This is a genomic window from Variovorax sp. TBS-050B, assembly GCF_029893635.1.
Taxonomy (GTDB): Bacteria; Pseudomonadota; Gammaproteobacteria; order Burkholderiales; family Burkholderiaceae_C; genus Variovorax.
This window is the reverse complement of the sequence record NZ_JARXYR010000002.1, coordinates 3,866,061-3,877,647: the sequence shown is the minus strand read 5'-3', so window position 1 is coordinate 3,877,647 and position 11,587 is coordinate 3,866,061. Positions and strand designations below refer to the sequence as shown.

Sequence of the window (11,587 nt, the reverse complement as noted above, 5' to 3'; positions counted from 1 at the left end):
GCGCCTGCGCGGCGGTCGGCGCAGCGCTTCGAGGCTCAGCCCGCGCGCAGCTGCTCGCGCAGCTTCTGCCCGATCTCGGGCCGTTCGAGAAAGGGATCGGCCGGGTTCGTGATGGAGACGATGTTCTCCATGCGGCTCTTCACGTTGCCCAGCGCCTTCGGGTGGCTGAAGACGTAGAACTGGTTGGCGCTGATCGCGTCGAACACCATCGCGGCGACTTCGGCGGCGCTGATCTTGCCGCTGCTCACGGCCTTGTTGCTCATGGCCTGGCCGATCAGCTGGCTCTTGGTGAGTTCGCTCTCCTTGGGCGCGTTGGGGCGGTTGCGCTCGCTGCTGGTGATGCCGGTGGGCACGAAGTACGGGCATAGCAGGCTCGCGCCGATCTGGTCGGTCACGAGGTTCAGGTCCTGGTAGAGCGTTTCGGTCAGGCTCACGACCGCCGCCTTGGCGGCGTTGTAGATGCCCATGTTGGGCGGCGTGAGCAGGCCGGCCATGCTGGCGGTGTTGGTGATGTGGCCGCGCCAGGCCGGGTCCTTGGCGGCGGCCTCGAGCATCATCGGCGTGAACAGGCGCACGCCGTGGATCACGCCCCAGAGGTCGACGCCGAGCACCCATTCCCAGTCGGCCACGGTGTTCTCCCACACCAGGCCGCCCGCGCCCACGCCGGCGTTGTTGAACACGAAGTGCGGCGCGCCGAAGCGTTCCTTCACGGCGGCTGCGAGGGCCTCCATCTGCGCGGCATCGGACACGTCGACCTTGCGCGCCATCACCTGCGCGCCGGCGGCTTCCATCTCGGCCTGCGCGCGGTCGAGCGCGTCCTGCTGCACGTCGACCAGCACGAGGTTCATGCCGCGCGCGGCGCCGATGCGCGCGCATTCGAGGCCGAAGCCCGAACCCGCGCCGGTGAGAACGGCGGTCTTGCCCTTGAAGTCCTGAATCATCGAATGCTTTCCTTTGGGTTGGCTCTGCGCCGCCATTAGAGCGCCTTGCGCGGAGGCGGTCTGTCGTTCGCGCGACGCGCGGCGAAACCGTCGCGCCGCTGTCTCCGACGCTACACACAAGCTCCCTATAAACGCCGGCTGTCGATCCGTCCCGTTGAGCTTTTGTTCTTACACATTTCAGGAAGCCACGCATGATCCATCCGGCATCGAAGCCTCTCCGGCTCCCCCAGACCCTGGCGCTGGCCATGGTCGTCGCGCTGTCAGCCTGCGGCGGTGGCGGCAACGGCGGCGGCGGCGGCTTTGCGCTCGTCCCGCCCGTCGCCGGCACCGCGTCGCCGGAACCCACGCCACCTGCCGCCACGCCACCGGAGACGACGCCGCCCGCCACGCCACCGGAGACCCCACCCGTCACCCCGCCCGTGACGCAGCCGCTGCCCACCTGCACCACCGCCGTGCCGGCCCTGGCGCCGCTGACCGCGATCCCGGCGATCCAGGGCACGGGCCATCTGAGCCCGATGGCCACGCAGGCCGTGACGGTGCGCGGCGTGGTGGTCGGCGATTTCCAGAACACGGGCACCACGAGCGTGAAGCTCAACGGCTTCTTCGTGCAGGAACCCGTGCCCGATGCCGATCCGATGACCTCCGAAGGCATCTTCGTCTATGCGCCGGACAACGCCACCCGCGTGTCGGTCGGCGACTTCGTCCAGGTCACGGGCACGGTGAGCGAGTTCGGCCAGACCGCCGGTGCCGGCGCCGCGCCCGACAGCCTCACGCAGATCACCGGCAAGACCGGCGAGCCCGTCGCCATCTCCATCTGCGGCAGCGGCATCGCGCTCGCGCCGACGCCGATCTCGCTGCCGGTGGCCGACGCATCGACGCTCGAGCGTTACGAAGGCATGCTGGTCGAGATCGCGCAGCCGCTCGCGGTGACCGAGCTGTTCGAGCTCGGGCGCTACGGCCAGATGGTGCTCGCGCTCAACGGCCGCCAGTTCAACCCCACCAACGGCAACGCGGCGGCCACGCATGCGCAGAACCTGCTCTCGCGCATCGTGCTCGACGACGGTTCCTCGCGCCAGAACCCCAACCCGATCCCCTACCTGAGCGCCGCCGGCACCGAGGGCACGCGGCGCATGGGCGACACGACGCAGAAGCTCACCGGCGTGCTGAGCCACAACTTCGGCGCCTACCGCATCCAGCCGACGGTGGCGCCCATGTTCGCGCAGGCCAATCCGCGCCAGCCCGCCGCGCCGGCGGTGGCCGGGTCGCTGAAGGTGGCGAGCTTCAACGTGCTCAACTACTTCACCACCTTCCAGGACGGCACCAACGCCGCGGGCCAGACCGGCCAGGGCTGCTCGTTCGGCACCGGCCCCGCATCGGCGGCCAACTGCCGCGGCGCGAACAACCGCGCGGAGTTCGATCGCCAGCAGGCCAAGATCGTGGCCGCGATCGCTGGCCTCGATGCCGACGTGGTGGGGCTGATGGAGATCCAGAACACCGACATCGCGACGCAAAACCTCGTGGCGGCGCTCAACGCCAGGCTCGGCGCCAACACCTATGCCGCCGTCCACAGCGGCGTGTTCGGCACCGACGCGATCAAGGTCGACATCCTCTACAAGCCCGCGAAGGTCCAGCGCGTGGGCAACACGGTGCTCCCGACCGGCAGCGACCTGAGCGACTACACCGCCGCGAGCGGGCGCCCGCCGCTGGCCCAGCGCTTCAGCGCGGTCGGCAACAACGGCGGCTTCTGGTTCGTGGTCAACCATTTCAAGAGCAAGGGCAGCTGCCCCACGTCGGGTGACGTGGACATGGGCCAGGGCTGCTTCAACCTCGCGCGCACCCAGCAGGCGAAGGCGCTGAACAGCTTCGTGGCCAAGCTCAAGCAGACGGGCGAGCCGGACGTGCTGATGATGGGCGACTTCAACAGCTACCTGCTCGAAGACCCGACCAAGGAACTCGAAAGCGCGGGCAACGAGAGCCTGCTCAAGCGCATGCCCGCCGGCGACCGCTACACCTACGTGTTCGGCGGCGAGACCGGCGCGCTCGACCATGCCTATGCCTCCTCGACGCTGGCCGCACAGGTCGGCGGCGTGGGCGTGTGGCACATCAACGCCGACGAACCCACCGCCCTCGACTACAACACCGACTTCACGACCGACGACCGCTATGCGCCGACGCCGTTCCGCGCCTCGGACCACGACCCGGTGCTGGTCGGCCTCACGCTCGCGGCCGATGCCGCCGTGACGATGCCGATCGTCAACGCGACGATCCCCGCGAGCGCGAAGGCGGGCGAAAGCTACAGCGTGGAGATCGTCGAAGCCGAGCCGGGCGGCTCGACCACGGTGGCCTCGCTCTCGGTCGACTGGGGCGACGGCACGCCGCCGACCTCGGCCTCGGGCACCGGTCCGGTCATGCACACCTATGCCGCGGCGGGCAGCTTCCAGGTGGTGGTCACGCTGACCAACTCCAGCGGCCAGACCGCGGCGGAATCAGGCAGCGTGAACGTCGGCGGCCCCGTGGTGGTGGTGCCGCCGGGCGGCCCGGAGCTGTTCTTCAGCGAATACATCGAAGGCAGCTCGAACAACAAGGCGATCGAGATCTACAACCCGACCGCGTCGGCGGTGGATCTGGGCCTCTACACCGTGCGACTGTATGCCAACGGCGCGGCCACGGCGACGGCGACGCAGGTGCTCAGCGGCACGCTGGCGCCCGGCGAGGTGGTGGTGCTCGCGAACGGCAGCGCTGCCGCGGCGTTCCGGCCTGCGGGCAGCGTCGTGAGCGGCGTTGCCAACTTCAACGGCGACGATGCGCTGACGCTCGAGAAATCGGGGGTGGTGATCGACCGCTTCGGCCAGCGCGGCGTGGACCCGGGCAGCTACTGGTCCGGCGGCAGCATCCGCACCCAGGACCAGACGCTGCGCCGCAAGGCGGGCATCACCTCGGGCGACGCGGACGCCGACGCGGCCTTCGATCCGTCGGTGCAGTGGGACGGCTTCCCGATCGACACCGCCGACGGGCTGGGCATGCACGCGGTCCACTGACCGCCGCGCCGGGGGCGCAGCAGCGGCCTCAGCCGCCCTCGGCCTTCTTCAGCACGTAGCCGATGCGCGGGAAGTGCACGTGCACCGTGCCCACGCGCTCGCTGCTGCGTTCGAGCGTGTAGTGGGTGCGCGTGGCGGCCACCAGCGTGCCGGGCGTTTCCTCGACGCCGAAGCTCTCGGCGCGGATGGTGACGGCGCTGCCGAGCGGAATGCCGTGGTCGTCCTGGAAGGTGCTGTCGGTCAGCAGCGTGTGCGGGACGGCGGCCTTGGCGACGGCAATCGCCTCCTCGGCGCTGAACTTCTCGATCTCGCCGTGGCCGATGGCGGCCATGCGGTCCATCCAGTCGAGCACCGCGGGCGTCAGGTCGAGGATGGTGCGGACCGACTCGACGCGGCGCGTGTACCAGAGCGGGTGGTAGACGGAGAAGTCGGCGATGCACGGCACCTCGCCGAGCAGGAAGGGCTTGTCGTCGAGCATGTCCGAGAGCCGGCGCAGGTACGACTTGTAGGCGCTGGTGGCATCGGCCGGGCGCAGCCGCGTCATGTTGCCTGCGCTCATCTTGGCGCGGTCCTCGCCGAAGGCCTTGGCGGCCTCGGGCGGCGCCTTGGCGAACACCTCGGCCGCGCCGCGCGGCTGCAGGTTCCAGGCCATCGCGGCCCAGAACAGCGTGGTGTCGGCCCACTGCGCGAGGATGCGCGACATGCCCTTCTCGGGCTCGGGATAGAGCGTCGCCTCGGGCTGCAGGTGCTCGAGCACGTCGGCGATCAGCGCGCTGTCGCAGTACACGTCGGCGCCGATCTGCAGGAACGGCGTCTTGCGGTAGCCGCCCGTGAGCGCCTCCACCTCGGGCTTGGGCATGATGGCCGGGATCAGCACCGACTTCCACGGCAGCTTCTTGGCGCCGAGGATGAGCCGCACCTTCTCGGAGAACGGCGAGGTGTTGTAGTGATGAAGGATGAGTTCGGCCATTGGCGTCCTTGTGGTTCCTGGTTGAAGGGGGCGTGCCGCGCTCAGCGCGGGCGGGCGCGTTCGATGATCGCGTCGAAGCCGGTGCCCGCGCCCAGCGTGCCGAAGGCATGCCCCCAGTCGCCGCCGAGCCGCGAATTGCAGAAGGCGCCGGCCACCTCGGGCGGTGCGGTCTGCACCAGGAGCGCAGCCTGGACCGCGAGCGCGACGTCCTGTGCCAGACGGCGCGCCTCGGCCTCGGAGGCCATTGCCTCGACGCGCGCGGGCAGCGCATCGGCCAGGCGGTCGAGCGCGGCATGCTGGCCGCGCGCCGGCGCGAGCTCGGCCGCGAGCGCGGCCACCGCGTCGCCCTTGCGCAGGCCGCGCAGCAGGTCGAGCGCCATGATGTTGCCCGCGCCCTCCCAGATCGAGTTGAGCGGCATCTCGCGGTAGATGCGCGCCATCGTGCCCTCGCCGCCCTCCTCCACGTAGCCGTTGCCGCCAAGGCATTCCATCGCCTCCTGCGCCAGGTGGCTGCCGCGCTTGCAGATCCAGAACTTGGCGACCGGCGTGAGCAGGCGCGCCATCAGGCGCTCGTGTTCGTCGTGCGGCCGGTCGAAGGCGCGCGCGAGGCGGACCGCGAGCGCCGTGGCGGCCTCGCTCTCGAGCGCGAGGTCGGCCAGCACGTTCTTCATCAGCGGCTGCGCGATCAGCGGCTTGCCGAAGGCGCTGCGCTGCGCGGTGTGGTCGATGGCGAGCGCGAGCGCCTGGCGCATCAGGCCGCTGGTGCCGAGCGCGCAGTCGAGCCGCGTCATCGTGCCCATCTCGAGGATCTGCGGGATGCCGCGGCCCTCCTCGCCCACGAGCCATGCGGTGGCGCCGTGGAACTCGACCTCGGAGCTCGCGTTGGCCTTGTTGCCGAGCTTGTCCTTCAGGCGCTGGATGCGGATTGCGTTGCGGCTGCCGTCGGGCCGCACGCGCGGCAGGAAGAAGCAGCTCAGGCCCGCGGGCGCCTGCGCGAGCACCAGGAAGGCGTCGCACATCGGCGCCGAGAAGAACCACTTGTGGCCGGTGAGCGCATAGCGCCCGCCCCAGGCATCGCTGCCGTCGCGCACCGCCTGCGTGGTGTTCGCGCGCACGTCGGAGCCGCCCTGCTTCTCGGTCATGCCCATGCCCATGGTCACGCCGGGCTTGTCGGCGACGAAGCGCAGCACCGGGTCGTAGTCGCGGCTGCCGAGCTTCGCGCCCCAGTCGGCGTACACGGCCGCATTGCCGCGCAGCGCGGGCGTGGCGGCGTAGGTCATCGAGATCGGGCACAGGATCGAAGGCTCGAGCTCGGTGAAGAGCATGAAGCCCGCGGCGCGCAGCACGTGCGGCGAGGCCGATCCGCCGAGCCACGGCGTGCCGTGCAGCCCGGCGCCCACGGCCGCGGCCATCAGCGCGTGGTAGCTCGGATGGAACTCGACCTCGTCGATGCGGCGGCCGTAGCGGTCGTGCGTGTGGAGCGCGGGCGTGTGCGTGTTCGCGAGCCGCGCATGGGCCTGCATGTCGGCCGTGCCGGCGATGGCGCCCAGCGCCTGCAGCGGCGCGGTGTCGAGCGCGGGCGCGTTGAAGGTCAGCGCGTCGCGCAGCGGCCGGTGGGTTTCGAAGAGGTTGTAGCCCGTGAGGGGTGCGGGCTGGTTGAACACCTCGTGGGTCGCATCCATTCGGTACCTCCGTATGTCGCGGCCGCCTTGCCGCGCGGGTTCAGACGAGCTTGACGAGCTGCTTGCCGAAATTCTTGCCCTTGAGCAAACCCAGGAAGGCTTCAGGGGCGGACTCGATGCCCTGCGCCACCGATTCGCGCGGCCGCAGCTTGCCGCTCGCGACCAGCGCGCCGAGCTCGGCCAGCGCCTCGGGCCAGACCTCCATGTGCTCGCTGACGATGAAGCCCTCGATCTTCATGCGGTTGATGAGGATCAGCGCGGGGTTCGCAAGCGGCAGCGGCTGGCCGTCGTAGCCCGCGATCATGCCGCACAGCGCGACGCGCGCGAAGGCGTTGGCGCGCAGCAGCACCGCGTCGAAGATGTAGCCGCCGACGTTCTCGAAGTAGCCGTCGATGCCCTTCGGGCAGGCTTCCTTGAGCGCCGCGCTCATGCTCTTCACGTCGGGATGGGCGCGGTAGTCGATGCAGGCGTCGAAGCCGAGCTCCTCGGTCACGTAGCGGCACTTCTCGGCGCCGCCCGCGATGCCGACCACGCGGCAGCCGCGCGCCTTGGCGAGCGCGCCGAAGGCGCTGCCCACGGCACCGCTCGCGGCGGTGACGACCAGGGTCTCGCCGGCCTTCGGCGCGATGATCTTCACCAGGCCGTACCAGGCGGTCACGCCCGGCATGCCGACGGCGCCCAGGTAGTGCGACAGCGGCACCTGCGTGGTGTCGACCTTCTTGAGCGCGCCGGGCTGCGAGGCATCGACCACGCTGTACTCCTGCCAGCCGCCGAAGCCCACCACCTTGTCGCCCACGGCGTACTTGGGATGGCGGCTCTCGACCACCTCGCCGGCCGTGCCGCCCTGCATCACCTGGCCCAGCGGCTGCGGCTGGGCGTAGCTCTTGGCGTCGTTCATGCGCCCGCGCATGTAGGGGTCGAGGCTCATGTAGTGGTGGCGCACCAGCACCTGGTTCTCGGCCAGCGGCGGCGTCTCGGCGCTCACGAGCTTGAAGTTGCTCGCGACGGCTTCGCCCTCGGGGCGGTTGTCGAGGTGGATCTGCTTGTTGACGGGCATGGGGATCTCCGTGGGATCAGTCGGTGGACGGCGGCCGCATCGCGTTGGCGCTGGCGGGGCCGGTGGGCAGGCGGCGCTTCACGTACTTGAAGGTGCCGGTGGCATGGGCGCAGACGCGCTCCTGTTCGTCGTAGATCTTCGCCTCGGTGAAGGCCAGCGTGGCGGTGCGGTGGATCAGCGTGCCGCGCGCATGCAGCGGGCCGACCGAGGGCTGCATGAAGCTGGTCTTCATCTCGATGGTCACCACGCCGGTCTCGGGCGCCACGCTGCGTGCGGCCGCGGCCATGGTGATGTCGAGCAGCGTCATGCAGGCGCCGCCGTGCGTCACGTCGAAGGTGTTGAGGTGCTCGGGCTTCGCGGTGTAGCGGATCTCGGACTCGCCACCCTCGAACTTCGTGAGCTCGAAGCCGAGGTGGCGCGCGAAGGGAATCTGGCTCGTGTAGGAGCGGATGTTGATGTCGTCGGAAGGTTCGGTCATAGGTGGTTCAGGCCGCGCCGAGTACGACGCTCACGCCGCCGTCCACCGCGAGCCACTGGCCCGTGATGTGCTTGCCGGCATCGCTCGCGTAGAGCAGCGCCACGCCCTTGAGGTCTTCGTCGTCGCCGAGGCGGCCGAGCGGCGCCTGCGCGGCCATCTTGTCCTCGCCGAGCGACTTGATGAGCCCGGCGGCCATCTTCGTCATGAAGAAGCCGGGGCAGATCGCGTTCACGTTGATGCCGTGGCGGCCCCATTCGGCCGCGAGCGTGCGCGTGAAGCCGATCACCGCGGTCTTGGAGGTGTTGTAGGCCAGCGTGCGCATCTCGGGCGGGTTGCCGTTCAGGCCTGCGATCGAGGCGATGTTGATGATGCGGCCGGCTTTCTTCGGGATCATGTACTTGTTGGCCACCTGCTGCGACAGGATGAAGTAGCCGCGCACGTTGAGGTTCATCACCTTGTCCCAGGCCTCGACCGGATGGCTCTCGGCCGGTGCGCCCCAGCTCGCGCCTGCGTTGTTCACGAGGATGTCGATCGCGCCCATGCGCGCCAGCGTTTCGTCGGCGAGGCGGCGCGTCTCTTCCTCCCTGGCGCAGTCGGCCGCGATCCAGCGCGCGTCGATGCCCGCGGCCTGCAGTTCGGCCGCGGCCTGCTCGAGGTCTTCGGCCTTGCGCGAACTCAGCATGATCTTCGCGCCCGCCTCGCCGAGCGCATGCGCCATCTGCAGGCCGAGGCCGCGCGAGCCGCCGGTGATCAGGGCGGTCTTGCCCTTGAGGTCGAAGAGTTGCTGGACGGTGCGTGCGGTCATGGCGAGAGGTCTCCTGTGGGCGCTGGTTTTTCAGGTCGGGGAATGCCGCGGAACCGGCTTTGCCGGGCCGCAGGCGTTGCCCCCTGCAAGGGGGTTGGCGAAGCGACACGAAGTGCGCGCAGCCTGGGGGTGAGTCATGCCACGTAGTCCATGCACTGGCGCGCTTCGCGGACGGCGCCGATGAAGGGCTTGAGCGCGACGTGCTGCGGATGGTCGGCATAGTCCGCGAGCGCGGCGGCGTCGGTGAATTCCGAATAGAGCACCAGGTCGTAGGTGGCCTCCAGCCCGGGCTGGGCGATGGCGACCTCGAACTTCAGCGTGCCGGGCGAGAGCTTCGCGCAGGCGTCGAGTAGCGCCTTGGCCTTGCGCAGGTTGGTGGCCTTGTCGGCGCCCTCGGCATGTTCCTTGAACTTCCACATCACGATGTGCTTGAGCATGGTCGGTCTCCTGGCGTCTGGCCTACTTGAGTCGGGAACGCACGTAGATGAGCACGAAGCCCACCAGCGCGGCCACGCCGCCGGGCGTGGCGATCGACCAGCCGAGCGCCGGTTCGGTGCGGCCGGTGGCGATGCCGAGGATCACGGCGAACAGGCCGCCGTAGATCAGGATCCAGATCCATTTCTCGAGCCGCGCATGCGGCTTGGGCGTATCGGCGGAAGGGTTGCTGGGGGTGTCGGGGTTGGCGTCGGCCATTGTCAGAAAGCGTCCTCGGGCAAAGCGGTACAGGTGGGGTCGCGGCTTTCGACCACGTTGAGCCAGGCGCCGATCTTCGGCAGCTCGTAGTGGAAGAAGTAATCCGTGGCGCCTATCTTGCCAGCAGTGACCGCCCTCGCCTTCAGCGCGTCGATTTCGAGCGCGCGCACGGCCACGTCGAGCCAAATCCAGGCCAGCACCGTGTGGCCGAAGGCCTGCATGTACGGCACGGCATTGGCGAGCGCCTCGGCGGGGTCGCCGGTGGACCACGCGGCCTCGGTGGCGCTGCCGATGCGCTGCAGCGCGGCGCCGAGCGCCCGGGCATGCGGCGCGAGCGCCGGCACCTTGCCCGCGCGGCCGATGGTCTCGCCCATGCGGCCGGCCAGCAGCTGCAGGCCGCGGCCCTTTTCCATCAGCACCTTGCGCCCCAGCAGGTCGGCCGCCTGGATGCCGTGCGTGCCCTCGTGGATCATGTTCAGGCGGTTGTCGCGCCAGTACTGCTCGACCGGGAAGTCGCGCGTGTAGCCGTAGCCGCCGTGCACCTGGATCGCGAGCGAATTGGCCTCCAGGCACCATTCGCTGGGCCAGCTCTTGGCGATCGGCGTGAGCACTTCCAGCAGCAGGCGCGCGTCGTCGGCGGCCTGCGCGTCGCCGGTCTTCTGCTCGTCGACCAGTCGCGCGCAGTACAGCTCGAGCGCGAGCGCGCCTTCGCAATAGGCCTTCTGCGCGAGCAGCATGCGGCGCACGTCGGCATGTTCGATGATGCGCACCTGCGGGCCGGCCGAGTCCTTGACCACCTTGGCATCGCCGGCCGCGCTGTCGGGCTTCTTCACCAGACGGCCCTGCGGCCGCGTCTTCGCATACTCGAGCGAGGCGTGGTAGCCGGCCATGCCGAGCATGGTCGCCGCCGTGCCGACGCCGATGCGCGCCTCGTTCATCATGTGGAACATGCAGTGCAGCCCCTTGCCCGGCGCGCCGACCAGGTAGCCGACCGCGCCGGCCTTGCCGTCCACCGGATAGCGGCCCTCGCCGAAATTGAGCAGCGTATTGGTGGTGCCGCGCCAGCCGAGCTTGTGGTTGAGGCCCGCGAGCGCCACGTCGTTGCGCTGGCCGGTGAGCTCGCCCTGGGTGTTCACCATGCGCTTGGGCACGATGAAGAGCGAGATGCCGCGCGTGCCGGGCACGAGCCGGCCGTTCTCGTCGGGGATCTTCGCGAGCACGATGTGCACGATGTTCTCGGTGAGCTCATGGTCGCCCGAGGAGATCCACATCTTGTTGCCGGTGAGCCGGTAGCGCGGCCCGAGCGGATCGCTCTGGAAATCGTCGCCGTCGGGCACCGCGCGCGTCGCCACGTCGCTGAGCGAGGAGCCGGCCTGCGGCTCCGACAGGCACATGGTGCCGGCCCAGCGGCCGGAAAACTCGTTCTTCGCGAACACCTCCTTCTGCATCTCGGTGCCGTGCACCATCAGCAGGTTGGCGTTGCCGCTCGTGAGCATGTTCGAGCCGATGCTGACCGAGGCCATCGCGAAGAAGCTGTTGGCCGCGGCCTGCAGCGTGTAGGGCAGCTGCATGCCGCCGATCTCGTAGTCCTGCGCGGCGCTCATCATGCCGGACTCGACGAAGGCCTTGTGGGCGTCATGCGTGGCCTGCGGCAGGATCACCTTCTCGCCGTCGAAGTGCGGCTCCTGGGTGTCGACGGTGCGGTTGAACGGCGCGTACTTCTCGCGCGCGATGCGCTCGCAGGTGTCGAGCACCGCATCGAAGGTCTCGCGCGAATGGTCGGCAAAGCGCGTGCGCTGGTTGAGCGACTCGGCGTCGAGCCAGTCGTAGAGCAGGAAGTCGAGGGTGGAACGAAGGCTCATGGGGTTCTCCGAGGAATCGGGATCGGACAGCCGAACGCAGAAGAAATACAAAAGCGACGCA

General features: G+C 69.5%; 10 protein-coding genes. 1 reads left to right on the top strand and 9 read right to left on the bottom strand.

Features of this window, described 5'->3' with window-relative positions:
- Nucleotides 1–35: 35 nt before the first annotated feature.
- Nucleotides 36–941: an SDR family oxidoreductase gene (locus M2165_RS20890; RefSeq protein WP_280816496.1), complete on the bottom strand. Its 906-nt coding sequence runs from the start codon at nucleotides 939–941 to the stop codon at nucleotides 36–38.
- 191 nt (nucleotides 942–1,132) lie between these two features.
- On the opposite strand from M2165_RS20890, the gene M2165_RS20885 reads away from it, so the two are divergent.
- On the top strand, nucleotides 1,133–3,979 hold the full coding sequence (locus M2165_RS20885; protein WP_280816495.1) for an ExeM/NucH family extracellular endonuclease: 2,847 nt from the start codon (nucleotides 1,133–1,135) through the stop codon (nucleotides 3,977–3,979).
- Nucleotides 3,980–4,007: 28 nt separating this feature from the next.
- Here M2165_RS20885 and M2165_RS20880 read toward each other — a convergent pair whose 3' ends face one another.
- The 8 genes from M2165_RS20880 to M2165_RS20845 all read right to left on the bottom strand — a co-directional run bounded on the left by M2165_RS20880 (nucleotide 4,008) and on the right by M2165_RS20845 (nucleotide 11,526).
- Nucleotides 4,008–4,949: a glutathione S-transferase family protein gene (locus M2165_RS20880; protein WP_280816494.1), complete on the bottom strand. Its 942-nt coding sequence runs from the start codon at nucleotides 4,947–4,949 to the stop codon at nucleotides 4,008–4,010.
- Nucleotides 4,950–4,990: 41 nt separating this feature from the next.
- Nucleotides 4,991–6,631: an isovaleryl-CoA dehydrogenase gene (locus M2165_RS20875; protein WP_280816493.1), complete on the bottom strand. Its 1,641-nt coding sequence runs from the start codon at nucleotides 6,629–6,631 to the stop codon at nucleotides 4,991–4,993.
- 40 nt (nucleotides 6,632–6,671) lie between these two features.
- Nucleotides 6,672–7,688 (bottom strand): NADP-dependent oxidoreductase, encoded by a 1,017-nt coding sequence (locus M2165_RS20870; protein ID WP_280816492.1) that lies wholly within the window; start codon nucleotides 7,686–7,688, stop codon nucleotides 6,672–6,674.
- Between the two features lie 16 nt (nucleotides 7,689–7,704).
- The gene (locus tag M2165_RS20865; protein ID WP_280816491.1) at nucleotides 7,705–8,166 is read right to left on the bottom strand and encodes a PaaI family thioesterase; all 462 of its coding nucleotides are present in this window, start codon (nucleotides 8,164–8,166) and stop codon (nucleotides 7,705–7,707) included.
- Between the two features lie 7 nt (nucleotides 8,167–8,173).
- The gene (locus tag M2165_RS20860) at nucleotides 8,174–8,971 is read right to left on the bottom strand and encodes an SDR family oxidoreductase (RefSeq protein ID WP_280816490.1); all 798 of its coding nucleotides are present in this window, start codon (nucleotides 8,969–8,971) and stop codon (nucleotides 8,174–8,176) included.
- 134 nt (nucleotides 8,972–9,105) lie between these two features.
- The gene (locus M2165_RS20855; RefSeq protein ID WP_280816489.1) at nucleotides 9,106–9,408 is read right to left on the bottom strand and encodes a Dabb family protein; all 303 of its coding nucleotides are present in this window, start codon (nucleotides 9,406–9,408) and stop codon (nucleotides 9,106–9,108) included.
- 22 nt (nucleotides 9,409–9,430) lie between these two features.
- Nucleotides 9,431–9,664, bottom strand: coding sequence for a hypothetical protein (locus tag M2165_RS20850; protein ID WP_280816488.1), 234 nt, complete (start codon nucleotides 9,662–9,664; stop codon nucleotides 9,431–9,433).
- Nucleotides 9,665–9,666: 2 nt separating this feature from the next.
- On the bottom strand, nucleotides 9,667–11,526 hold the full coding sequence (locus M2165_RS20845; RefSeq protein WP_280816487.1) for an acyl-CoA dehydrogenase: 1,860 nt from the start codon (nucleotides 11,524–11,526) through the stop codon (nucleotides 9,667–9,669).
- Nucleotides 11,527–11,587 lie beyond the last annotated feature (61 nt).

Bases quoted from the DNA above. Each gene is read 5' to 3' on its own strand.
- M2165_RS20870 (WP_280816492.1), bottom strand. From the start codon at position 7,688: ATGCCCGTCAACAAGCAGATCCACCTCGACAACCGCCCCGAGGGCGAA.
- M2165_RS20845 (WP_280816487.1), bottom strand. From the start codon at position 11,526: ATGAGCCTTCGTTCCACCCTCGACTTCCTGCTCTACGACTGGCTCGAC.
- M2165_RS20875 (WP_280816493.1), bottom strand. From the start codon at position 6,631: ATGGATGCGACCCACGAGGTGTTCAACCAGCCCGCACCCCTCACGGGC.
- M2165_RS20885 (WP_280816495.1), top strand. From the start codon at position 1,133: ATGATCCATCCGGCATCGAAGCCTCTCCGGCTCCCCCAGACCCTGGCG.
- M2165_RS20890 (WP_280816496.1), bottom strand. From the start codon at position 941: ATGATTCAGGACTTCAAGGGCAAGACCGCCGTTCTCACCGGCGCGGGT.
- M2165_RS20865 (WP_280816491.1), bottom strand. From the start codon at position 8,166: ATGACCGAACCTTCCGACGACATCAACATCCGCTCCTACACGAGCCAG.
- M2165_RS20850 (WP_280816488.1), bottom strand. From the start codon at position 9,664: ATGGCCGACGCCAACCCCGACACCCCCAGCAACCCTTCCGCCGATACG.
- M2165_RS20860 (WP_280816490.1), bottom strand. From the start codon at position 8,971: ATGACCGCACGCACCGTCCAGCAACTCTTCGACCTCAAGGGCAAGACC.
- M2165_RS20855 (WP_280816489.1), bottom strand. From the start codon at position 9,408: ATGCTCAAGCACATCGTGATGTGGAAGTTCAAGGAACATGCCGAGGGC.
- M2165_RS20880 (WP_280816494.1), bottom strand. From the start codon at position 4,949: ATGGCCGAACTCATCCTTCATCACTACAACACCTCGCCGTTCTCCGAG.